General features: G+C 53.2%; 18 protein-coding genes. 12 read left to right on the top strand and 6 right to left on the bottom strand.

Annotation, left to right across the window (positions count from 1 at the left end; translation table 11 throughout):
- Positions 1–133: 133 nt before the first annotated feature.
- The 8 genes from lspA (at position 134) to NST43_RS18530 (ending at position 9848) form a co-directional block, all read left to right on the top strand.
- Positions 134–598, top strand: a complete 465-nt coding sequence (gene lspA / locus NST43_RS18565) for a signal peptidase II (RefSeq protein WP_339218599.1) — start codon at positions 134–136, stop codon at positions 596–598.
- Between the two features lie 250 nt (positions 599–848).
- A complete protein-coding gene (locus NST43_RS18560; RefSeq protein WP_339225466.1) occupies positions 849–2702 on the top strand; it encodes an assimilatory sulfite reductase (NADPH) flavoprotein subunit in 1854 nt (617 codons plus the stop codon).
- 33 nt (positions 2703–2735) lie between these two features.
- Complete coding sequence (gene cysI / locus NST43_RS18555; protein ID WP_339218597.1) at positions 2736–4451, top strand: assimilatory sulfite reductase (NADPH) hemoprotein subunit; 1716 nt, start codon at positions 2736–2738, stop codon at positions 4449–4451.
- A 240-nt stretch (positions 4452–4691) separates the two neighbouring features.
- Complete coding sequence (gene map, locus NST43_RS18550) at positions 4692–5438, top strand: type I methionyl aminopeptidase (protein WP_036733023.1); 747 nt, start codon at positions 4692–4694, stop codon at positions 5436–5438.
- Between the two features lie 177 nt (positions 5439–5615).
- On the top strand, positions 5616–7046 hold the full coding sequence (locus NST43_RS18545) for a PAS domain S-box protein (RefSeq protein WP_209993136.1): 1431 nt from the start codon (positions 5616–5618) through the stop codon (positions 7044–7046).
- Between the two features lie 98 nt (positions 7047–7144).
- Positions 7145–7537 (top strand): ATP-binding protein, encoded by a 393-nt coding sequence (locus NST43_RS18540; RefSeq protein WP_209993137.1) that lies wholly within the window; start codon positions 7145–7147, stop codon positions 7535–7537.
- 21 nt (positions 7538–7558) lie between these two features.
- Positions 7559–9568, top strand: coding sequence for a methyl-accepting chemotaxis protein (locus NST43_RS18535; protein ID WP_339218593.1), 2010 nt, complete (start codon positions 7559–7561; stop codon positions 9566–9568).
- 10 nt (positions 9569–9578) lie between these two features.
- On the top strand, positions 9579–9848 hold the full coding sequence (locus tag NST43_RS18530; protein WP_339225465.1) for an STAS domain-containing protein: 270 nt from the start codon (positions 9579–9581) through the stop codon (positions 9846–9848).
- Between the two features lie 103 nt (positions 9849–9951).
- Here NST43_RS18530 and NST43_RS18525 read toward each other — a convergent pair whose 3' ends face one another.
- The 5 genes from NST43_RS18525 to NST43_RS18505 form a co-directional block, all read right to left on the bottom strand.
- Positions 9952–10356 (bottom strand): CBS domain-containing protein, encoded by a 405-nt coding sequence (locus NST43_RS18525; RefSeq protein WP_036700824.1) that lies wholly within the window; start codon positions 10354–10356, stop codon positions 9952–9954.
- Positions 10357–10581: 225 nt separating this feature from the next.
- A complete protein-coding gene (locus NST43_RS18520) occupies positions 10582–11007 on the bottom strand; it encodes a VOC family protein (protein ID WP_209992649.1) in 426 nt (141 codons plus the stop codon).
- Positions 11008–11104: 97 nt separating this feature from the next.
- Entirely contained in the window at positions 11105–12031 is a 927-nt protein-coding gene (locus tag NST43_RS18515; RefSeq protein ID WP_209992648.1) for a TIM barrel protein, read from the bottom strand.
- 260 nt (positions 12032–12291) lie between these two features.
- On the bottom strand, positions 12292–13995 hold the full coding sequence (locus NST43_RS18510; RefSeq protein ID WP_339218590.1) for a collagen-like protein: 1704 nt from the start codon (positions 13993–13995) through the stop codon (positions 12292–12294).
- 89 nt (positions 13996–14084) lie between these two features.
- Positions 14085–15509: a collagen-like protein gene (locus NST43_RS18505; RefSeq protein ID WP_339218588.1), complete on the bottom strand. Its 1425-nt coding sequence runs from the start codon at positions 15507–15509 to the stop codon at positions 14085–14087.
- A gap of 543 nt (positions 15510–16052) precedes the next feature.
- Here NST43_RS18505 and NST43_RS18500 point away from each other — a divergent pair.
- The 4 genes from NST43_RS18500 to NST43_RS18485 all read left to right on the top strand — a co-directional run bounded on the left by NST43_RS18500 (position 16053) and on the right by NST43_RS18485 (position 24313).
- Complete coding sequence (locus tag NST43_RS18500; RefSeq protein ID WP_339218586.1) at positions 16053–17219, top strand: small-conductance mechanosensitive channel; 1167 nt, start codon at positions 16053–16055, stop codon at positions 17217–17219.
- 12 nt (positions 17220–17231) lie between these two features.
- Positions 17232–22655 (top strand): diguanylate cyclase, encoded by a 5424-nt coding sequence (locus NST43_RS18495; protein WP_339218584.1) that lies wholly within the window; start codon positions 17232–17234, stop codon positions 22653–22655.
- 56 nt (positions 22656–22711) lie between these two features.
- A complete protein-coding gene (locus tag NST43_RS18490; protein WP_339218582.1) occupies positions 22712–23566 on the top strand; it encodes a methyl-accepting chemotaxis protein in 855 nt (284 codons plus the stop codon).
- Positions 23567–23671: 105 nt separating this feature from the next.
- Positions 23672–24313, top strand: a complete 642-nt coding sequence (locus tag NST43_RS18485; RefSeq protein ID WP_339218580.1) for a cupin domain-containing protein — start codon at positions 23672–23674, stop codon at positions 24311–24313.
- 96 nt (positions 24314–24409) lie between these two features.
- Here the strand turns inward: NST43_RS18485 and NST43_RS18480 are convergent, their stop codons facing one another.
- Complete coding sequence (locus tag NST43_RS18480; protein ID WP_339218578.1) at positions 24410–25081, bottom strand: hypothetical protein; 672 nt, start codon at positions 25079–25081, stop codon at positions 24410–24412.
- Between the last annotated feature and the right edge of the window lie 108 nt (positions 25082–25189).

Below are 25189 nucleotides of genomic sequence, written 5' to 3'. Positions count from 1 at the left end.
AAGTATCCAGATGAATATGGTAGACTGATTCTGTGACAAACAGTGACCTTGACCACGGCCTTGACTATAACTATAACTATATCTATGACCCTGATCATGAGTTGAACAACTAGAGAAGATAGGGGAACTGCCGATGCTATTTTATCTGATAGCTGTCCTCGTCCTGATGCTTGATCAGGCAACGAAATGGATAGTGCGTACGCATATGGAGCTTGGGGAGATGCTTCCTTCCTGGACGCCGCATTTGCGGTTTGTATACTATGAGAACAGCGGGGCGGCCTTCAGCTCATTCCAGGGGTTTGGCAAGTATTTTGCGATTGTTGCCGTGATTTTTGTAGCAGCAATCTTCTATTACCGGCGTCAGGGTAAAATCCGCGGCCCCCTGCTCGAAGCAGCCAGCGGCTTCCTGGTTGGCGGGGCTGTCGGTAATGCCATTGACCGGGCACTTTATCACCAGGTTACAGATTTCCTGGTCTTCGGGGACCGGGGCGGGATTATGAATCTGGCCGATCTGGCGATCAATGCCGGAGGCCTTCTCATTCTAATCTACCTGCTTGTGGACCATTTCCGGCAACCAGCAGCCCGCAGACCGTTATAAATTCCAGCCTTATAGCACTCCGGTCTATCATTTTATCTAATGCAACTTATCATAATAAGTAATGAACCCGGCTAAATCAGAGCATTTTACTATGATTTAGCCGGGTTTTGTGTATTTTATGATAATATTTACCTTTTTAAGAACATGATGGCTGTTATAAGATTCGTTGATCGTTTGCCGGTATTGTGTTAGCCTGAGTTCATGATATTAAGAGGAAAGAAGATTGCACGCTAAGGAGAGGTCGATATTGTTGCAACTACAAGTTACGAACAGCCCTTTTAATGAGAACCAGGCAGAGCTGCTGAACCAGCTTCTGCCCACGCTGACACCTTCACAGCAGGTATGGTTGAGCGGGTATTTATCTGCCCTGTCGCTGCAGGGCAACCAGGGATCAAGTGTTCTGGCTGTATCCCCCGCTGCTCCAGCAGTAGTAGTAGAGTCGGCAACAGCCGCTCCGCCGCAAAGCTCGCGTGAAGTGACCGTATTGTTCGGCTCCCAGACCGGCAACTGCCAGCGGCTGGCGGTAAGCCTCTCCCGCAAGCTGGAGGAGCAGGGCTTCAAGGTCACGGTGTGCGCGATGAACAGCTTTAAGCCCAACGGACTGAAGAAGACAGAGAACCTGCTGCTGCTGGTCAGCACCCATGGCGAAGGGGAACCGCCGGATAATGCCCGTGCCTTCCATGAGTTCCTCTACAGCAAAAGAGCCCCGCAGCTTCCAGGCTTGCGCTTCTCGGTACTCGCGCTGGGCGATACCTCCTATGAATTCTTCTGCCAGACGGGCAAAGACTTCGATCAGAAGCTGGAAGAACTGGGTGCACAAAGGTTAAGCCCGCGTGTAGATTGCGACCTCGATTATGATGAGCCGGTGGCCGAGTGGTTCGGCCAGGTCATCAGCGCGCTTAACGGCGCGCAGAATGCTGCAGGAATTGCGGATGCAGCGGTTCAGGCTGCGGAGAGCGCAGAGTCGCTGGAATCAGGCTTTTCACGAAATCATCCGTTCCATGCCGAAGTACTGGAGAATCTTAATCTGAACGGCCGCGGCTCAGACCGTGAGACCCGCCATCTGGAGCTGTCGCTTGCCGGATCGAATATTACCTTTGAGCCGGGGGATTCCCTTGGCGTCTATCCCGAGAATCACCCGCAGCTGGTAGAAGAGATCATTGCCGCTATGGGCTGGACTGCGGATGAACGTGTTCCGCTGAACAAGAAGGGCGAAGAAGGCACGCTACAGGAGGCGCTGCTGCGGCATTACGAAATTACGGTGCTGACGAAGCCGCTCCTGGAGCAGGCTGCCGGGCTTACCTCCGCACCTGCCCTGAAGGAACTGCTGGCCCCCGGGCGGCAGCAGGAGCTGAAGGAATATATCCAGGGCCGGGATCTGCTGGATCTTATTCAAGACTATGGACCCTGGGAGGCTCCGGCCAGCATCTTCGTGACCATCCTGCGCAAGCTTCCGGCCCGTTTGTATTCCATAGCCAGCAGCTATAATGCGAACCCGGATGAAGTACACTTCACCGTGCGGGCTGTACGTTATGAGTCACATGGCCGTGAGCGCTACGGCGTCTGCTCGGTACACTGTGCTGAGCGTGTACAGCCGGGTGCCACTTTGCCGGTGTATATCCAGAACAATCCGAACTTTAAGTTGCCCGCTGACTCCAGTGTACCGGTGATCATGATTGGTCCGGGTACAGGTGTTGCCCCGTTCCGTTCCTTCCTGGAAGAGCGTGAAGAGCAGGGGTCAGAAGGTCCAACCTGGCTGTTCTATGGCGACCGTCATTTCGTTACAGACTTCCTCTACCAGACGGACTGGCAGCGGATGCTGAAGGACGGTGTCCTCAGCAGGCTGGATGTGGCCTTCTCACGCGACACTGAAGAGAAGGTGTACGTACAGCACCGTATTCTGGAGCATAGCAAGGAGCTGTACCGCTGGCTGCAGGAAGGGGCGCATGTCTACGTGTGCGGCGATGAGAAGCATATGGCCCATGATGTACATTCCGCACTGCTTACAGTGATCCAGGAGGAAGGCGGACTCAGCCCGGAAGCGGCTGCCGCCTATCTGGAGACCCTTCAGCAGGAGCAGCGTTACCAGCGTGATGTCTATTAAGCGGGACTTAAGCGAAAGAGGAGAGAATCAGCAATGGCAAACAATGAACCAGCGGTGAAGCCGATTGGCGGACCGCCGAGTGATGTTGAACATATTAAGCTGGAGAGCAATTATCTGCGCGGGGCGCTTGTCGAGACCCTCAGCAATCCGATTACGGGAGGTCTGCCGGAGGATGACAACCGGCTGCTGAAATTCCACGGCAGCTACATGCAGGATGACCGCGATCTGCGCAGTGAACGGGAGCGCTCCAAGCTGGAGCCGGCTTTCCAGTTCATGCTGCGGGTAGTAGCGCCCGGCGGCGTGGCGTCTGCTGCACAGTGGCTTGTCATGGATGAGCTTGCTCACAAGTATGGCAACGGGACACTGCGTCTGACGACGCGGCAGGCTTTTCAGATGCATGGGGTGCTGAAATGGAACCTTAAGAAGACGATCCGAACGATTAACGACACCCTGATGACTACACTTGCGGCCTGCGGTGATGTTAACCGTAACGTGATGAGCAGCCCGAACCCTTATCAATCCGAGGTTCATGCCGAGGTCCAGGAATGGGCCAACAAAATCAGCGATCATCTTGCCCCGCGTACCCGTGCGTATCATGAGATCTGGCTGGACGGCGAAAAGGTTGTGGACAGCAAGGTAGTTGAGCCGATCTACGGCCCGGTCTACCTGCCCCGCAAATTCAAAATTGGCCTGGCGGTGCCTCCGTCCAATGATGTAGATGTGTTCTCCCAGGATCTGGGCTTCATCGCCATTTTGGAGGACGGCAAGCTGGCCGGCTTCAACGTGTCGGTCGGCGGCGGCATGGGGATGACGCACGGCGATACGAATACGTATCCCCAATTGGGGCGGATCATCGGCTTCTGCCGTCCGGAGCAGATGATTGATCTGGCGGAGAAGACGGTTACGATCCAGCGTGATTACGGCAACCGTTCGGTCCGCAAGAATGCCCGCTTCAAGTACACGATCGACCGGCACGGACTGGAGTGGTTCAAGGGAGAGCTGCACGAACGGCTGGGCTGGACGCTGGAGCCGGCGCGCGGCTATCACTTCGATCATAATGGCGACCGGTACGGCTGGGTGAAGGGGATGGACGGCAAATGGAACCTGACGCTCTATATCCAGAGCGGACGGATTCAGGATCAGGAGGGCTACCCGCTGATGACCGGCCTGCGCGAGATTGCCAAGATTCATAGCGGAGACTTCCGGCTGACCCCGAACCAGAATCTGATTATCGGCGGAGTGACCCAGGCGAAGAAACGCAAGATTACAGAGCTTGCCAAGCAGTACGGGCTGACGGACGGTGCCCATCATTCTGCACTGCGCAGAAGTGCGATGTCCTGTGTGGCCCTGCCGACCTGCGGGCTGGCTATGGCGGAGGCGGAGCGATATTTGCCGCACCTGCTGGATAAGCTGGAGGTTATCATAGATGAAGCCGGGCTGCGTAATGAAGAGATTATCATCCGTATGACCGGCTGCCCTAACGGCTGTGCCAGACCGGCGCTGGGCGAGATTGCTTTTATCGGCAAAGGTCCGGGCAGATATAATATGTACCTGGGTGCAGGCTTTACCGGAGACCGGCTGAACAAGCTGTACAAGGAGAACATTGATGAGCAGGAGATTCTGGCCACTCTAGAGCCGATTATTCATGGTTATGCCAAGGAACGCACTGCTGGTGAACACTTCGGCGATTATGTGATCCGCAGCGGATATGTCAAGGCCGTTACTTCGGGGCTCAATTTCCACGACTAACGGCTAATGCCTGGCGGTCTGCATATGCCGTAGTTAACAATAACTTGTACAGATTAGCCATCACGGGAATGCAAATCATGAGCCTGTTTTCTGGTGTTTTTGCGGGAGACAGGTTTATTTTGTTTGTTTATTTGGATTTTCGGCGGTTTTCTTTCATAATATAGAGTAGCAATACACCATTATAACTAAGAGCCATTATATATAGTGAGTAATGGTTTCTGTACAGAAGAGGCGAATTGAATGATCATTATGAAATCGATGGAAGAGATTGAGAAAATGCGGGCAGCCGGTAAAATACTGGCGGAATGCCACCGGCAGATTGCCGGGTTGATCAAGCCGGGAATTACGACCTGGGAGATCGACCAGTTTGCCGAGAAGTTCATCCTCTCCCAAGGAGCAACCCCGGAGCAAAAAGGCTATCACGGTTATCCGTATGCCACCTGCGCATCTGTGAATGATGTCATCTGCCATGGCTTCCCGAAGCATGAGGAGCTGAAGGATGGAGATATTGTAACGATTGATATGGTAGTCAACCTGAACGGCTGGCTGGCGGATTCGGCCTGGTCCTACGGGGTGGGTACAATTAGTGAGCAGGCGGAGAAGCTGCTGGCGACGACCAAAGAATCTCTGTTCAAAGGCATCGAGCAGGCTGTAGCCGGCAACCGCATAGGGGACGTAGCGCATGCTATCCAGGTATACGCCGAATCTAACGGCTATTCCGTAGTCAGGGATTTCATTGGTCACGGGATTGGCTCCGAGATGCATGAAGCCCCTGAAGTGCCTCATTACGGCCCGGCGGGCAAAGGCCCTCGGATTAAGGAAGGCATGGTGTTCACCATTGAGCCCATGCTCAATACAGGCAGCTACCGGACCAAGGTGGATGCAGACGGGTGGACTGCGCGCACCATTGACGGAGGCCTGTCGGCCCAGTATGAGCATACGCTGGCGGTCACCCCGCAGGGGACCATTATTCTGACAGAGCTGTAAGGCTAAGCTTCAGCCTGATAACTTCATGCAGATTGTAAGATTAACCCGGACTGTGGTCATGTTTTCATGCCGCAGACCGGGTTTTTCTGTCTAACTGTGTCGGAATTCACGGCTTGCTTCTTTTTTATTGCATATAATGGGTAGACTTTAATGCTGAATAGAATAGAGGCTTGTGTAATGGCAACCGATAAACCGTGTAAGAATCTGCATCGCTCTCCCAGCCCGGCGCAGTGTATGGAGCATTATGGCTGCATCTATGAGAACAATCATCTCATTACGTTGCTGGTGGACCCGGAGAGTGGCGGTATTACTGATGCGAACCGGGCAGCCTGTGAGTTCTACGGCTACAGCATCCGGCAATTCAGGCAACTCCGGATCTGTGATCTGGCCGCTGACCGGACTTCGGGGGTTCAGGAGTTTGTGGATAAGGCGCTGCCTGAAGGCATGGACGGGAAGAACCGTGTGTTCATCGACCGCCATATCCAGGCCCGCGGGGAGCCCATCGATGTGGAGGTTCATACCGGCATGATGACGATGCTGGGGAAGAATTGCGTGTACACCGTAATTCATGATATCAGTGAACGGGTCCGCTCGGAGCAGCGGCTCAGAGAAAGCGAGGAGCGGTACAGGGATCTGGTCGAGCTCTGCCCCGAGCCCATTCTGGTCTACAGCGGGGGCACGATCCTGTTCGCCAACAAGCAGACTGAGCGGATGTTCGGCAATCCGAGGCAGGAGCTGATCGGCAGGAGGATCGAGGATTTCTTCGAGGAAGTGTACTTTCAGAGTGCGGAGCATAACAAGCTGCAGACAACAGGTCTGCTGAAGGAACGCTTCCGTATTGAGCAGCGGCTGATCAGGCAGCAGGACAACCGCATCTTTGATCTTGAAATTTCCGGCGTGCCGGTTATTTATGAGGAGTCCAAGGCGCTGCAGCTGGTGTTCAGGGATATCACTGAGAGCAAGAGGGAGATGGAGCGGGCGGTCCGGCTTCAGGAGCACCGGCATGCGGTATCCTTTCCGCTCTACAGCAAGGCGGTTCTGGAGAAGCTCTACATTCCGGCAAGAACCTTAAGCGGCGATTTCTTCATCTTCCATAAAGTCAATGAAGAGCAGGTCATCGGCTTCATCGGTGATGTGACGGGGAAGGGGATTACGGCCGCGCTGAATATCTCGGCCCTGCGGGTACTTTTCATGGACAGCCTGTCCTGTACACAGGACCCCGTGCAGGTGTTGAACGATCTGAATTCCAAAGCGCTGCAGCATCTGGGTGAGGATTATGTCGCCGGCTGCTGCTTCCTGCTCGACTTCAAGACAGGACAGCTCAAGGCTGCCGGAGCCGGGATTAATGAATTTCTCTATGTTCCCCGGGGCAGGGGCATGGAGAGGGTCATCGTTAAGGGGGCACCGCTCGGCATGTTTGAGAGCAGTGAGTTTGAGGAGAAGACCCTCCCGTTCGAGTCCGGAGACCGTTTTTGCTTTTATAGTGACGGAATGGAGCTGCTGTTCAGCACAGAAGAGCTCGGGCGGGAGCACAGTTATCTTCTGGAGAGGTTTGCCGGGGCTGCTCTGCAGGATGACTGCACCTGGCTCAGTCTGAATATCAAGTGACGGCCGGGGAGCGCTGTTGTAGAGCCAAGGCAGAGAAGGCAAAGTGTCAGCGGCAACATCAGCAGGACGGAGATTTCAGAATTGTTAAGGAGTGGGCCATGGAAGCTATTCATAAGGAAGTGATGCTTCACGGTCTGGAGCATCATCAGATGATCATTGACGGAATCATTCGGGAGCTTGACCTCGAAGCCCATGCTTTTGATATCCGCCTGATTCTGATCGAAGCGGTAACTAATGCCTATTATCACGGGAACCTCAGCGATTGCAGCAAGCCGATTACCATCCGTTATCTGCTTATGGATCAGCTGCTTAAGCTTCAGATTGAGGATTCGGGGGCCGGGGACGGCAAGGTGGTGTTCCCGGAGGCTATCGGGAACCATGAATTGATGGATGAAGGGGGCCGGGGCTTGTATCTGATCCGCTGCTTCTCGGACAGTGCTGAGATGATACATCATACGATGTACATCAGCAAGAGTATCGGTTCCTTATAGAGTCAAGAAGGGGAGAGTTCTGTGAAATTAAGTTTAATAGTTAAAATGAGCATCCTGTTGTTTCTGATTATCAGTATCCCGCTGGGCATATCCGGCTACGTATCCTATCAGCTGGCATCCGGTGCCTTGCAGAAGACGATTGAAGAGGAATTAAGAGGGACCACTGCTTCTGCTGCGAAAGCGGTGGATGCCGAGCTTGAAGCAGTTGGCACGAATCTGGGAATCGCCAGCAAAAATAGCGTATTGGCCGATTTTGCCGGGAATCCGTCTGTGGCGTCCCTCAAAAGCACAGCGTTTTATTATATTTCCGGTGTGCAGAAAGACAACACCAAGCTATTGGAATCGCTGATTATCGCAGATACAAACGGCAGGGTGCTGATGACTAGCAGCTCCGGGGAGACGGGGCCTGATGTGAAGGACCGTCCGTACTTCCAGGAAGCGCTGCAGGGCAAGGACGCAGTCAGTGAGGTTATCCTGTCACGGGAGACGAATCAGTACATCGTAGCGATCGCCAGACCGCTGCGGGTGAAGGATCAGATTACCGGCGTGCTGATCGGAACCGCCTTGTTTGAGAATATCGCCTCACCGGTGACAGAGGTGAAGATTGGAGAGCATGGATACGGATATATGCTTGACCGTACCGGTCTCATCGTCTCGCATCCGGAGCAGGACAAGGTCCTGAAGGAGAAGCTGGACAGCGGCAGCAATGCTGAATTAAATGCGCTGGTCCAGCGGATGAAGGCGGGAGAAACCGCGCATGGCTTCTACACCTATGAAGGCGTACATAAATATGTTTCTTTTCAGCCCGCAACCCATTGGGTTGTAGCCACAACGGCCAATGTGCAGGATTACATGGCTCCGGCGGCCGAAATCCGTAACACTACGCTGATCCTCATCCTGGTCTGTATTGCCATTGCTATGGTGGCAGCGTATTTCTTCACCACCCGGAATATTGTGAATCCGATCCGGAAGCTGGAGCGAGCCATGGGCCTGGCAGGTGACGGCGACCTGACCGTTCATACGTCAATTCAAACCGGGGATGAGCTCCAATTGCTAAGTGAATCGTTCAACACCATGATTGACAAACAGGAGGCGATTATTGAGAAAGTGAGAGCGGGTTCCCTGTCCCTCACCTCCATGTCGGAGGAGATGGCGGCATCTTCAGAGGAGATCAGCGCCTCTATTCAGGAAATCAGCTCCAGTACCCAGGAGATTGCATCCGGCGCAGAGAACAACAACCAGTCGGTCATCAATGCTTCCCAGGTGCTCGTTCAGCTCTCCAGTCTGGTGCAGCTGGCGCAGAGCAAGGCGTCGGCTACCTCCGGCAATGCGGAGACTACTCATCAGGCGGCACAAGAAGGAAGAGCCAGAGTCATTCATACCGTAGAAGCAATGAATACCATTCACAGCAGCACCAAAGAGACCGAAGCATTATTGTATACGGTCAGCGGGTTGTCGGAGAAGGTATCCGCAATTACCGGTACCATCAACAAGATTGCCGAGCAGACGAATCTGCTGGCTCTGAATGCGGCAATTGAAGCCGCTAGAGCAGGAGAGAACGGCCGAGGCTTCAGTGTGGTGGCCGGTGAAGTCCGGAAGCTGTCGGATGAGACCCACACCAATGCCGGTGAGATTACGGATCTGGTCAACGAGATGATCTCGCGGATTACCGAGGCCGTAGATTCGATGAGAGGCGCGGCCGGAGCAGTAGAGAGCGGCGTGAGCATTGTGAATGAGACGGACCGAGCCTTCGTCCATATCATACAGTCTGTTGAGATGATCACGGATAATGTGCAGGAGATTCTGGATATTACCAGAGATGAAGTAGCTACCTCAGACCAGATCATCAAGCTGATTGATTCTATGGGCACGATCTCGGAACTCGCGGCAGCAAACACAGAGAATGTATCCAGCGCTACAGAAGAACAGGCGGCTACGGTCAATAATTTTGCAGCCTCCGCCCAGGAGATCAGTGCCATGGCTAATGAGCTGGAGATTCTTGTAGAGAAATTTAAAATCAGGGGTGAGTAGCTTGAGCGAGATGATCATTGAGATGCCGGAGCTGTTCTCGGTTGAGGAAGCCGGTCAGTTCAGGGAGACAGTACGGGGTTATATTCTTGGGGGACATTCAAGCTTCCTGCTTGATTTCGGGACCTGCCGTTTCATTGACAGTACCGGTCTTGGAGTGATTGTCAGCTCCTACAAGAAATGTGTAGAGGCGGGAGGCACCATCAGGCTGACGGGCCTGAACGACAATGTACGGAAGATTTTTGAGCTGACCCGCCTGACCCATGTGTTTGAAATCATATAGACCTGTTAACTTGAACAAAGGCAGGGCCGCCCTTCACAGGACGGTCCTGCCTTTGCCGTTGCTTTCGGTTGAATCACTTGATCCTGCAATGCGGCGCATCCTGCTAATCGGTGATGTTCCGCGTGTAATACTCGATGATGTCCTTGCGGCGGATGATGCCGAGGAAGATTCCGCTGTCGTCCACTACCGGAACGAAGTTCTGGTCTGCTGCCAGAGTCAGCATATCCTCCATCTGCGCGTGGATCTCGACGCTCTCGTTATGCACATGACGCTGAATGGAGCCAACGGTCACCTCGTTCATATTCGCGAAGCTCAGTCCGTCGGTGTTCTTCAGCTTCCATAGCAGATCGCCCTCCGACAAGGTCCCAACATATTTACCGGCATCGTCAATAATTGGAATGGCCGAATAATAATGATTCTCCAGCTGATCCAGCGCTTCCCGCATAGAGATCGAGGAAGTAATGAACGCAACCTGATCCTTGGGCAGCAAAAATGAGGATATTTCCATAGGTTAGTCTCCTTTACAGTAGGATGAAGTACATAACGTTATTACAATTAAAACATAGAACAGGATGAAAGCGCATTAAAAATCAGGTTACAACTTTGAGATGTTGCGGTTATGCAACGGATACTACGGATACGAGGCCATACAGAAAAAGGATATGCCGTCCTTCCAAGGGAAGAACCGTCATATCCTGAGCCGTTTTTGTGAAAAGAAAACTTCTTGAGAGAGTCAGCCGTTCTGTCCGTTGTCGTGGCTGAGCTGCCAGTGGATGCCGAATTTGTCCTTCAGGTTCCCGTAGGCCTTGCTCCAGAAGGTCTCCTGCAGCTCCATGTGTACAGTTCCGCTTTCCTTCAGCTTGTTGAACCAGAGACGAATCTTCTCTTCATCGGAATCTGTCACCGTTAGACTGATATTATTCCCTTCCGTGAACGGCATGCCGGGGAATACGTCAGAGAACATGACCGGGCTGCCGGCAATCATCAGATTGGCGTGCATGACGAGGTGTTTGGCTTCTTCCGGTACAGGATGGGACGGATCAGGCGGAGCCTCGCCGAAGGTCATGATATGCGGAGGTTCGGTTCCGAATACTTCAGCGTAATATTCTACAGCCTCTCGGGTATTACCATTGAAATTCAGGTACACATTGATTGCCACAATTGTCACTCCTTTTGTGTTAAATTAAGGCAAGGTCGTTACGGTCCCATTGTATCATGTGCCTGTGCATTCACAAATATTCGGGGCGGCTGTGCCTTCACCGTGCTGGTGAAGACGGTGGATTCTCAGGGACTCCGTTAAGGATATGATCTACCCAAGCATAACACCGGTTCAGATCTTGCGCGGAGATGAGGTCTGAGCGGTGCTCGAACATGATTTTCACTCCGCTGTTCTCCTCACGGATGATGCCCAGATAGTCTTCGATCGGGGCCCAGCCCTCCTCGGTGCTTAGTTCCGGCAGGACCGGGTAATGGCCGTGCTGGATGGCTTCGTTAATCTGAACATTCGACAGATGGATCAATGCCGCATACCTGGTGTATTTTCTCAGAAGGGTACGGGCATCGAAATTAGGGTCGAGCTTATCCTGCTGATACAATCGGCCGGTATCCAGACACAACTTAATATCCGGATAGGCAAGCAAGAGCTGTTCCAGAAAATCATGCTGGTAGACATAACTGTTCAGTCCATCGAACTCCAGAATGGGCTGGAACCGGTACTCCCGGCCCTTTCGGCTAAGCCAGTCGAAGAGAACTTTACTGTGCTGTATCAGTTCATTCAGAGAGAGTTCATTCTCATAAATATATTCCTTCCTGTCAGCAAATCTCCAGGAGCTCCAGTCTACCTGAGGATCTAGGATAACCGGCTTGGGATAATGAAATAATACGTAATCTGGTTGTAGACTCACCATATAATCCAGCTCTTCCTGGATCTGCTGGAATGCTTCAGAACGCACGTAATCATCCGGCGAGAGAAATAGGGCATCTCTTAGTCTGGCAGGATTGGCGCGGAGCGGATAATGGACTCCTGTGCGGAATCCGTACTTCTGTGCTGCTTCAATCAGCGTCTGACAATCTTCATCGGACGGGAAAGAACAAGCCTCTATACCATAGAATTCGGCTTTGAAATCCTTGTGGAACTTGCCAGGATCAAATCCCCCATATTGACCTATCATAAATCGCTGCATCTATACACCCCGCATATAATTACATGAAGTACATAACGTTATTACAATTAAAACATAGAACAGGATGAAAGCGCATTAAAAATCAGGTTACAACTTTGAGATGTTGCGGTTATGCAACGGATACTACGGATACGAGGCCATACAGAAAAAAGGATATGCCGTCCTTCCAAGGGAAGAACCGTCATATCCTGAGCCGTTTTTGAAAAGGAGAGTTACCTAAGGACATCAGCTTTTATTGCTCTTGCCTTATTACCTTTGAATTACAGGACCTGATAAATGCTCAAATTCGACCAAGTAGGGGGATTAAACTCGGCAGTGCCCGAAGCAAGAGTGATAGAAGCCGTCAAGGTTAACGTTGGATTAGGGCCGGCACCAGTCTGGATTAAACCGCTGGATTCCTGGGTGAAGGCGGCTAAACCAGAACCAGCTGCATTTCTCTGCGTGCCAGTGCTTATATTTTGTTGAACGCCGTCGAGGAAAACCAATATTTGCGAAGCAACGACGGGGATACTCCCATTTGTTATTCGAATTCTCAAATTAAAAGAAACGAAGTAGAAGCTATTGGGTTGTAATTGAATACCTTGACCGCCGTTCACAAGGGAGATACCTGAGCCAAAAATAAAATTTTGTACAAATGTAATATTCGTAGGCGTTGCTGTTACTGGACCCGAAGGGTGAAAACTGGCATTGTTGGCCACTGGCCCGGTTGGGCCCGTCTCGCCGGTTACGCCTGTCTCGCCGGTTACACCCGTCACGCCGGTAAGCCCGGTTAAGCCCGTCATACCCGTGACCTCACCGGTTAAACCTGTCGCGCCGGTAACCCCTGTCGCACCAGTTACCCCGGTTAAGCCCGTCATGCCCGTGACCTCACCGGTAAGCCCGGTCGCGCCCGTTACACCCGTGGCACCCGTCACACCTGTTAAGCCCGTCATGCCTGTCGCCTCACCGGTAAGCCCGGTCGCGCCTGTCATGCCCGTGACCTCACCGGTACCCCCGGTAGCACCCGTTAGACCTGTGGCACCCGTCAAGCCCGTCAAGCCCGTCATACCAGTAACGTCACCGGTAAGTCCGGTAGCGCCGGTTACGCCGGTAGCGCCAGTGACGCCGGTAGCGCCAGTGATTCCTGTGGCACCCGTCACTCCGGTAGCACCGGTCACGCCTGTGGCGCCGGTGATCCCCGTGGCACCTGTGTCCAAGGTTGCGCCCGTTATGCCCGTGGCACCCGTCGCTCCGGTCATGCCAGTAACGCCGGTTGCTCCGGTTACACCAGGCCCAGTCACCCCGGTTGCACCTTGCACTCCAACCTGGAGCCACCCTTGGGGATAAGTCACCCCGCCATTCTGACTGCTGCGATAGTATAAAGCCGAATCGGAGAAATATAGCTGTTGTACATAATCTCCGACACGTGATACATAAATCGTCCATACCGACGGGTGTGCGACTCCCGGAGGACCATTCACTGGGCCAGCCGGATCGGCGGGTACTCCCGAGCTGCTGTATACACCGGCAGTTCTAAAGTGAATGTCATCTAGATCGCTGGTCGATGGTTCATCATTGCTGATTGGAAAGACACCGGCTGTTACACCGAGCGCCACATCTCCGGTTAACCCATTGACACTAAGTGCTCCACCCTCTGCTCCCGGAGCTCCGATAGGTCCAGCAGGACCAACAACCGGTCGAATATCTGCAGCTGTCTGGAGCTTGGATTGCAGCATCATTTCATGGCGGATAATTTTTTTCAACATAGCTTGAGTACTGCTACTGACCTGACCTAATTCGGCAAGTGTAACGGGAGTGGTTCCTGGAAGGGTGCCGACCGCATACTGAATCTTCTCTCCTTCAGCATTGAGGATATGCGCCAGTCCTAATTCCTCCATGGCAATAGAGGAAAATAATAGATTAATTACATCGTCCCGCGATATGGATATCGTTGGGGTGATATTGGGCAGGTTCGGTTTTGACAAGTGATTCCCTCCTTATCTACAAAATGGGCAGGGGGCTCTTGCCCCCTTGCTCATCCCTTAATCCTCCTCAAAAAGCGGAATCTGTTCGTTTAACGGAACCGGATAATACTCAGGTTAGACCGATCCGTAACATAAGTTCCCGTACCGGCGCTTAGGTTATAAGTAGCATCGAGAGTCATGGTATTGTCAGTGGCGCCGGTCTGAAGAAAACCATTTCCTTCTAGAGAGAAATACACGGTAGCTCCAATCCCGCCATTTTTTTGTCCGGTAACCGTTATAGGCTGGACATTACCGTTCAATCTAACTATCATTTCAGAACTGGTTACATTGTTTGTTTCAGCAGAGAGCTCAATAGTTATGGTAAACGAAACATAATATAAGCTGTTTGGGAGCACCGTGATATTGCTTGGGGGCGTTCCAAGTTCAATTCCGCTGCCATTAATAAAAATTTCTTGAAATACAATAGGTGTTAAGGTCGAAGGTACTGCAGCCGTTGCGGGCTCAAACATCGCATTGTTAGTTACAATAATAGGCCCGGTGACGCCGGTAGCCCCCGTAACGCCGGTAGCTCCGGTGAGTCCAGTGGCCCCTGTCAAACCAGTAGCGCCAGTGAGCCCGGTCTCCCCAGTGATGCCAGTAGCCCCGGTGAGTCCAGTGGCTCCGGTGAGTCCGGTAGCCCCCGTCACCCCGGTCTCCCCGGTGAGTCCGGTAGCCCCTGTCAAACCAGTAGCGCCAGTGAGCCCGGTCTCCCCAGTGACCCCAGTAGCCCCGGTGAGTCCAGTGGCTCCGGTGAGTCCGGTAGCCCCCGTCACCCCGGTCTCCCCAGTGACGCCGGTAGCCCCAGTTAAACCAGTAGCCCCGGTGTCACCGGTCGCTCCAGTGAGTCCGGTGGCTCCGGTGACGCCCGTGGCTCCGGTAACGCCGGTAGCCCCGGTAACGCCGGTAGCCCCGGTAACGCCGGTAGCTCCTGTCAATCCAGCAGCCCCGGTGACGCCAGTAGCCCCCGTCACACCCGTAGCCCCCGTCCCCCCGGTAGCTCCGGTGACACTGGTGGCTCCGGTGGCTCCGGTGGCTCCAGTATCACCGGTGGTTCCGGTTGGCCCACGAGCACCGATTTCTTGCCAATCTGACCAGTTCTGGCCACTGTTTGTACTACTGCGGTAATATAATGCTAGGTTGGAAATATACAACTGCTGGATATAAGGCCCTACCTGGGAGACGTAAATCGTCCATGACGGAGGATTGTCAACTCCCAGTGGACCATGTTCCGGACCTACACCATTTGGATTTCCCGAGCTATACACCCCGGCATTGATTAATCCGTTCAAATCTTGGGTTGATGGTTCATCGTTACTGATTGGAAAGACACCAGCCTCTGTACTCAACACAACATTGCCCGTCAATCCATTGACGCTGTTTACTGCACCGGCAGCGCCGGTTACCCCCGTGGCTCCTGTGGGTCCGACTAATGATGGAATATCGGAAGCGGAGGTGAGTTTTGAATCCAACATCATTTCGGTGCGGAATACGGAATCGAGCATCGATTGAGCACTGCTGTTTATCTGAAGAACCTCACCCAACGTAGCAGGTGTGCTCCCCGGAAGTGTGCCCAAGGCAAATTGGATGTTTTCCCCTTGGGCATTAATAACATGCGCTAAGCCCAACTCTTCCATTGCGATGGAAGAAAATAATAGGTTAAGCACATCATCTCGAGATAAAGTGATCGTTGGCGTGATATTGGGCAGATTAGGCTGTGACAATATAACCCCTCCTTTTATATAAGATACATCACTCTATTCAGGTGTATTAGTTACAGTGTTAGGCATATCATTCATTTAAGTAGACTTTATGGATTTAATAATTGGTGTAATAGAATTCGCCGGAAGCCCGTTTTCACCTGCATTATGCCCCGCACAGTTGCTCCATACGTCATGGAAATGGACGGTGGGGCATTTTTTTGTGTGCAGTCAGCAGGAATAAACTGGAGTGTTATCGAATATTAGCGATTATCAACAAAATTCGACTTTCAACTACATACATACGCGGGGGTTTGCGCAATGAAAACATGGAAAAAGACAGTATTCTTGATCGTTACCTTCGGACTGATCTTTCTGCTCCCGTTACTAGGAAGTCTGGCGAAATGGAAGGGGATGCCCCCGGGTTACGGGGATTTCCCGGCCCAGAAGGTCGAAGCTGACCCCGGGTTCAGCCTGCTGTATTTCTCGCTTGCCTGCGTTGTGGCCCTGATCATCACACTGGTCCTGGTATTCCCCGGATGGTTCGGCTTCAAGAAGACGGAGGAGGCACCCCGGAAATCGGGGGCGGCCACCCCTTTCCCTATCTGGTTCTGGTGGAGCCTGCCGGTGCTTGCGCTTAGCTGGTTCCTAATGTGGGCCCGGGTGAAGCTGTTTGTCTCGCTGGAGCATTACACGTTTGTTCCCCTCTGGTGGTCCTTTATTCTGATCCTGGACGGTTTGGTCTACCGGAGAAATCACGGAGCTTCGATCATCTCGCGCAAGCCCCATGTGATGCAGCTGCTGGCGGTGGTGTCCTGCTTCAGCTGGTTTGCTTTTGAATACCTGAATTTCTTCGTCCTGGAGAATTGGTATTACCCCAATAATGAAGTGTTCTCTAACTTCGGCAATGTGTTCTGGTTCTCCTTATCCTATACAACGGTTCTTCCGGCCATCTTCGAATGGTACTTACTCCTCAAGACCTTCCGTCTGTTCCGCAACCGTTATAGCCATGGGCCTAGGCTGAAGGTGTCACGCATGTGGCTGATCGTCTATTATATTCTCGGGCTGATCCTGGCCTTCGGCATGGGCTATTATCCGTATCTGCTGTTCTGGGTGCTGTGGGTTGCGCTGGTTCCGATGCTGTCCGCAGCGATGGCGCTTGCCGGTTACTGGACCCCCTTCACCCCGGTGAAGAACGGAGACTGGTCCAAGGTCATTCTGGTGGGGCTGGCTACGGTGTTCAACGGCTTCTTCTGGGAGTTCTGGAACTTTGGCAGTGAGTGGTTCCATGACGATGCTCCTACCAATCCGAATTACTGGAAATACTCGGTGCCTTATCTGGACAAATTTCATATTTTCTCCGAGATGCCGGTTCTGGGCTATTTCGGTTATCTGTTCTTTGGGCTGAATTGCTGGATTATCTGGCTGATCGCTGCCTATGTATTTAAATTCGATGCCGATATTGAAGTTACGGGAGAACAAGGCTAAAGGTGGAGTACAATGATTGCTAATGACCATTATCAGGTCCTGGAGACCATTTCAGATAATCCTATAAAAGCCGTGTACCGGTGTACAGAGGCTTCCTCCGCAGAAACGGTCATTCTCAAGGTGTTAAAATCGGAGTTTGCCGGCACCGAAGCCGTAATGCGCTTCAAACAGGAATATAAGCTGCTTACAGAGCTCAGCACCAGCGCAGAAGGGGTTATCCGTCCCCTGAGGCTCGAAGAGCAGAACGGTCTGTACGTCATGGTCCTTGAGGATATTGCCGGACGTTCGCTCAAGCGGATCCTGGCGGAAGAGCAGCCGGAAGAGGAGGCCTTACTGAAGCTGGCGGTCAAGGTTGTGGATATTCTGGGCTCCATTCATGAGCAGAACGTAATCCATAAGGATATCAAGCCGTCGAATATCATCTGGAACCGGGAGCGGGATATTGTTCAGGTGATTGATTTCGACCTTGCAGTGAAGCTGTCCAAGGAGAGACGGGATTTCCAGAACAGCGGCTTGCTGGAGGGCAGTCTGCTGTACATCTCACCGGAACAGACCGGCCGGATGAACCGGAATATAGATTACCGGAGTGACTACTATTCACTAGGTGTGGTCCTGTACGAGATGATGACCGGCATCATGCCGTATCCATCGTCCGAGATGATGGAGCAGATCTATTCCATTATTGCAAAGGAAGCCGTCTCCCCTTACCATGCAACCGGAGGCAGGGTTAGCAGCGGCTTGTCGGCGGTCATTATGAAGCTGATGGAGAAGTCGTCGGAGGACCGGTACCGCAGCGCGCACGGCATCAAGGCCGATCTGAAGAAATGCCTGGCCGGGCAGGAGGATTTCGTGATTGGAACGGAGGATCTCCTGAACACCTTCCGCATTCCGCAAAAAGTAGTCGGCAGACAGCAGGAGCTGTCCACCCTGGAGACGGCCTTCCGCAGCAGTGTCAACGGGAATTCACAGGTCATGCTGGTCTCCGGTGATGCAGGTGCAGGCAAAACGGCACTGGTTCATGAGCTGCACCGGACAATCAGCCGGGAGAAGGGGCTGTTCGCGGAAGGGAAGTTCGACCAGTACAATAAGAATATTCCTTACAGTGCGCTCATACAGGCCTTTCGCAGGCTGGTCAGCCAGCTGCTGGAGAGTCCGGATGAGGATTACAAGAGTGAGGTCAGCCGCTCGCTGACCCGGCTGCTTGACGGCAACGGCGCTGTGATTACGGGATTAATCCCTGAGCTTGCTGTCTGGACCGGGACCCAGCCTGAGCCGGAACCGCTGAGTCCGGCCGAGGAGATGAACCGGTTCTTCCTGACCTTTGCCAAGTTCGTGCAGGCCATGACGCATCCGGACCGGCCGCTCGTCCTCTTCCTGGATGATGTCCAGTGGGCGGATTACTCCAGCCTGCAGCTCGTGGAGAAGCTGGTGCTGGATAACCATCTGCAGCGGATGTTTGTGATTTGCTCCTTCCGGCAGAATGAGATCCACGAAGGTCATCCGCTGTTCTCCGCGATGGTTAAGATCGGCAAAAATCGTGAAGTTGGACGTATTCACCTTCAGCCGCTGCAAGAGACGGATGTGCAAAGCCTTGTGGCTGACACGCTATACAGCAGCATGGAACGGGTCGAAGGGATAACCGGACATTTATACAAGCGGTCGAAGGGGAATTCCTTTTTCCTGACAGAAATGCTGAAGGATCTTCACCGGCGCGGGATTATCTTTTTCGACAAGCAGAACGGGGAATGGAGCTGGAGCCTGGAGCAGCTGGAGGCACTGCCGGTCCATGACAGTGTGGTGGATTTCCTGGTAGGACAGCTGCAGCATCTGCCGGGGGAGGTCCGTCATATCCTGATGCTTAGCTCGGCGGCCGGCAGCGTATTCGACTACGGGATGCTGACACTAATCGGCGAGGAAGCGCCGGAGGTGATTGCCGCCGCGATTACGCGTGCGGTCCAGGAAGAATATATCGTCCCTGCCGACCACAAGTACGCCATATTCTCTGCTACACTTGCTGAATCCGGCCCCGAGGCTGCGCAGATTGGCATCCGGCTGAAATTTGCCCATGACCGGATTCAGCAGGCCTTCTACCAGCTGCTTGATCCTGAACGGGGGAAGAGGCTTCATCTTAGTATCGGCCGGCTGTTGCTGCGGAATCTTGGAGAGGAGGAAATCGCGGACAAGCTGGTCGATATTGCAACCCATATTAATAAAGGGCTGGAATTAATCACTGACAGCTCGGAGGCGCGTGAGATCGTCGCTCTGAATCTGCGGGCAGCCTACAAGGCCAAAGCAGGATACGGGTATGATTCGGCCTTCCTACTGCTTGAAGCGGCAATGGAGTTGCTCCCGGAGCAGATCTGGAGTACAGACCCGGGGCAGGCGGCGGAGATCTACAGGCTGTATGCGGAATGCAGCTATCTCACCCATCACATCGATCAGGGGGATCAGGCTTGCCGTCTGCTGCTGGAGCAAACTACGGAGCGGATGGCTATTGCGGAAATCTATGAGATGCAGACCAATCACTATATGTATCTGGGCATGATGCCCGAGTCGATTGCTTCGGGGAGGCGGGGGCTGAAGGCGCTCGGCATTAAGATTCCGTCCAAGGTTGGAATGCCCGCCGTCCTTAAGGAGCTGCTGGTCGTTAAGGCCGCGCTGCGGGGGAGAACACCGGAGACGATTTTTGCACTGCCGGAGATGCAGGACCCGGAGATGAAGCTGGTGATGCGGCTGCTGATTAACTTTATACCGCCTGCATTTATCTCCGGGGAGACCTCGTTGTTTGGTCTGGTGGTGCTGAAGAAGGTGGGCTTGACGCTGAAATACGGGAATTCGCCGGAGTCGGCGCTTGCTTTTATCGGCTATGCTATGCTCTTGTCCGGCTTCGGGGATACCCGGGGGGCCTTCGCTTATGGACGTCTCGGGATCAGAATTAACGACAAATTCAATGATCTGCAGTGGAAAGGCGCGGCGCATGTCCTGTATACGCTGTTCAGCCACGCCTGGACCGAGCCTTGGGATACGCTGCAGGACTGGTTCGGCACCTCCATTGAAGCCAGTCTGCGGACAGGCGATCTGCTCTACCTGGCCCATTCCGCCTTCTATGTGAATCTCTGGAATCCGTCGATGGACATCCCGGCTTTGCTTCAGGAAAGTGACCGTACGATCTCTATGATCGAGAACACGAAGTACAAGGAGTCGCTTGCCACAGCACAGCTGGCCCGCCAGTATTATCTCAGTCTTGCCGGAGAGCTGCCGGAGCGTACCTCATTCAACAATGAAGCCTTCAGCGAAGAGGTCTATCTGCACGAATTGCAGGAAGCAAGATATTATTCGGGAATTGCGATCTATTATATTTACAAAATGAAGCTGCTGTTTCTCTACGAGAAGCATGATGAAGCGCTGGAGTACATCGAGCGGGCGTATCCGATTATCGGGACGCTGGCCGGATCGGCTTTTATGGAGGAGTTCGCGCTGTACACCTTCCTGAATCTGGCTTATGCTTACAGGGATTTGGGTGTGAACGGCAAGCGGAAGGCCAGGTCCAAAATGCGCAAGGAGCTCGGCCGGGTACGCAAATGGGCCAGCAATGCACCGGGAACCTTCCGGCAGCATGAATATCTGATGAGAGCCGAATGGGCCCGGATCTCCGGGAACAGCACGCGCGCAGGCTATTATTATGATCTGGCGATCGAGGCCAGCGAGCAGGGCAGCTTCGTCCGCTATAAGGCACTCTGTAACGAGCTGGCGGCCCGGTTCTATATGGACAAGGGCTTCAACGAGTTCGCCGCCTATTTGCTCAGACAATCCGAATACTATTATTCGGTCTGGGGGGCCAAGGAGAAGATTGCGTTCATCAAGGAGCGATACCCCGCTCTTGCCCAGAAAATCAGCACCAAGGAGTTCATGCACGGCAGGACGGTGTCCGATTATACCGAGAGCATTGATCTGAATTCCATCATTCTGGCTTCGCAGGCCATCTCCAAAGAAATTGAGCTGAACCACCTGCTGGAAGCGCTGATGGAGATTGTAATCATGAATGCCGGGGCGCAGCGGGGCTGTATCCTGATGACCTCCAAGGCCAATCTTCTGGTCGAAGGGGAATATAAAGCGGACACAGACCGGATCTCCGTGGCGATTCATGAGTCGCATCAGCTGGACAATCTGCCTGTCGCCATCATCAGACAAGTGGAGAAGAGCCGGGAGAGCCTGATCTACAATGATGCCTATTCCGAGACTTCATTCGTGAATGATCCCTATATTGTGAGGCAGCAGCCGAAATCGATGGTCTGCATGCCGCTGATTAACCAGAATAAGACGATTGCCATTATCTATCTGGAGAATAATCTGGTGACCGGCGTATTCACCGAGGAACGGATGAAGATTATCAATCTGCTGTCCAGAGAGATGGTCTTCTCGCTTGAGAATGCCAGTCTGTATAATGAGCTTGAGCGCTCTGAGGAGAAGTACCGCCAACTGGTCAACAACCTGCAGGACGGGGTGTTCGTGGTCCAGGATATGCGGTGTGTCTATGTTAATGAGGCGCTGGAGCAGATGCTCGGCTATCAGCCGGGCGAGATGCTGGAGCAGCCCTTCGGGAATTTCATTACCCCCCCGGAGCGGGAGAAGGTGATGCATTATTATGCCAGACGAGTCGAGGGCAAGCAGGCACCGGAAGAGTACGAGACAAGGCTTTTGCATAAGGATAAGTCCCCTGAAGTCATCGCCATTCACAAGGTCGTCAGAATTATGTATCAGAATAAGCCGGCGATTCAGGGAACGATCAAGGATATAACTGAGCGCAAGAAGGCGGAGGAGGAGCTGCGGCGCCACAAGGAGCATCTGGAGGAGCTGGTGGCGGAGCGGACGAAGGAGCTGGAGTTCAACAACGGGGAGCTGAGCAAATATATCGGGCTGATTGAAAAGATCTCGATCACCGATGAATTAACCGGGCTGTACAACCGCAGATACTTCAATAAGCTGTTCCTGGATGAGGTGGACAAGGCTGCTGCCAGCAAACGGTATTTAACCTACCTGATGCTGGATATTGATTATTTCAAAAAATTCAATGACACCTACGGGCATTATGAAGGCGATACGGTACTGCGCAGAATAGGCGGGGTACTGAAGGAGCTGGCTGAACAGGCGGAAGGAACCGCGTTCCGGCTGGGCGGGGAGGAATTCGGGATTGTGGCCGCCGGACTGACCCCTCCAGAGTCCCGTGTGTTCGCCGAATTGATCAGACGAAGCATCGCGGAGCTGGGGATACAGCATGATCTCAGTCCCGAATACGGCAGAATTACCGTCTCTATCGGCGTAGCCGCCGTGCTTGTGGACGGGCTGCGCGAGGAGGATATCTACAAGCTGGGCGACGATGCGCTGTATCAGTCCAAGGCGGAAGGCCGCAACTGTGTTACATTGTTCGAGCGATAAGATTCAAGCGATAAGAGATGTACATAAATAAATAGGATTAGGGAGCTGTTGAAGCAATGAGTACCGATCACGAATTAGAAAAAGAATCAGAAATGGACCAGTTGCTGGAGGCTCTAAAAATATCTCTGCCGCTGGTGCAGCGTCTCTTTCCACTGGATGTAATGTTTGCCTTAACCGATGTGGAGAAGTTCATCTATCATCTGCCGGGCAAAGAGCTCCATGCCCGGGTCGGAGATGGGAGTCCCATTCCGCCAAGTGGGGGAATCCGGGCAGCGCTGGAGAGTGGAGAAGAAGTCAGCGCCACTATTCCCAAAGAAGTCTACGGGATACCCTTCAAGTCCTCATCAATGCCGGTCCGTGACCGGAACGGGGCGGTAATTGGCGTATTTACGATTGGAATCAGCCTCAGCAATCAGGTAACGCTCAGCGATGCAGCGAATGCGCTGGCGGTGACCTCTGACGAGATCAGCTCGACTTCGGTAGAGATTGCGGGCACGGCCTCGGATCTGGCGAATACCGTCGGGGATCTGAAGGAGCTGGGCCAGAAGGTGGTTGAGGATCTGCAGCAGACGGACGAGATTCTGGATTTCATCCGCAAGGTGGCAGACAACTCCAATCTGCTGGGGCTGAATGCAGCGATTGAAGCGGCCCATGCGGCTGAGCATGGACGGGGCTTCGGCATCGTGGCCCAGGAGATCCGCAAAATGTCCGTATCCAGTGCTTCATCGGCGAAGGATATTGCCGGCATTCTGCAGATGATCAAGCAGAAGATTAACCAGATGGATGCCGTGCTTACGGACTGTCTGGCCCAAAGCGAACGTCAAGCCGCAGCCACAGAGGAGATCACCGCCTCGATGCAGCAGCTCGCAGCCTCCGCCGTGGAGATTGAGAGTATCGCTCGTCTGATCTAATCCGCACCTGTCTCTAGTGTCAAAGAGTTCCTCCCCTGCATACAGTATTTGGACGAATGCCCAGTGTTACTTAAGGCTATAATCCAGTCTGAGGAGGAACAAATCATGCTTGATCCAGTATTGCAGGCACCGGACCTGAAGCTTGCCGCCGATTCTAACCAGGTGCTTAATTATAAGCGGGATGCGCACAATTATATTACGCAGCTTTTTGGCGAGCAGCTTCCGGCGATACGTAACGGGTTCTTCAATGCCCATATGAGCAAAGGCTTCATTGTCCAGCCGCACTGGCACACGAATGTGACGGAGATGGTCTTCGTGATTAGCGGTGAGCTGATTACCTCCGTGTTCGATCCGTTCACCCAGAAGCTGATGACCTATCATCTGCAGGCCGGACAAATCGCTGTCTTCCCGAAGGGCTGGTTCCACTGGATTCTGGCTGAGAGCGAACAAGCCCATTTCCTGACGATCTTCGATGCGCCGACACCGGATATTGTGTATGGTTCAGACTTCCTGCGGGCTGTTCCCGCAGAGGTTATCCAGCGCGCGTATTGTATCAATGAAGAGGAGTATGCCAAGGCCGTGGCTCCGCTTAAGGAGTCGATTATTCTCGGACCGCCTCCGGGCTGCGCCGTGGCAGGGTCTGCCGGGGGAATGAACATAGGCCCGCCCGCCAAAAGCATGCCCGCCTACGCAGCCCAGCAGCCTGCGGCGGCATTCTATCCTTATCCGATGTATCCGCGCCGCTAGGCGGTGGCTACGCTGTATTAATGATCTGAAAAGAAAAAGCAGGCCAGGGAGAAATTCCTTGGTCTGCTTTTCTATGGAATACAGGGTGTGCGTGGTTTATTTCGCTTCTTCCAGCTTGTGGTTAAGGTCCTTATATTGACTCAGCAGTTCGGACAGTGCCTGCTTAATTGCTGTTGCATCTGTGGCTTGTGCAGCCTCTGCCAGTGCAACCTGTGCTTTGAAAAGGCCGTCGATATACGCCGCATGTAAGGTTACCACATTGGCAAGCTTGCCGGATTCCAGAGAGTCAGGTACCGTTAATATGAGGTTTGCAGCTGCTGAGGCGGACGGAACTGCCTTAACACTGCCCCCAGTTGTCCCGTATTCCGGCACAGTGGCAAGCGGAACCGTTTCTGCGTCCGTCAATGTTCCAGGCATGGCTAATTGCACATCCAGAATGCCGGTTTGTTCTGTCCATGGAGCGGCAGACATTGGCGTGGTGAGAACCACGTTAAGCGCCTTCGTGCTTGTAAAATCATGGAATCGGCTGAGCGTATCCCGCCAGTCCTGGGATGTTTCCGGTGCATAGCTGTTCACCAGGCTCAGAACCTGTGGTTCAAGCATGGGGAGCAGTTTACTGTCTGGTGTGGCTGCAGCGGCCGTGCTTATAATGGCAGTGGGTCCCTGTACCGGGTGCGGTGCGATTTCCGTATCCGCGAAGACCGGGGTGGCGATACTGGACAGCAGCAGGGTGGATAGAGCCATTCTTTTCACGATTAGACGATTCATATACGAACACTCCTTCAGGTGGTTTGTCTTACAGCTCTCACTATAGCGGGCTTCTGTGGCAGGAGAGGGTCAGCAATGTGGAAAAACAATGGCAGAGTCCTATCCCGC

It is taken from the genome of Paenibacillus sp. FSL H8-0332, assembly GCF_037963835.1.
Classification (GTDB): domain Bacteria; phylum Bacillota; class Bacilli; order Paenibacillales; family Paenibacillaceae; genus Paenibacillus_AQ; species Paenibacillus_AQ rhizoplanae.
Note: the sequence above shows the minus strand (reverse complement) of the source record. Positions and strands in the feature narration are given on the sequence as shown.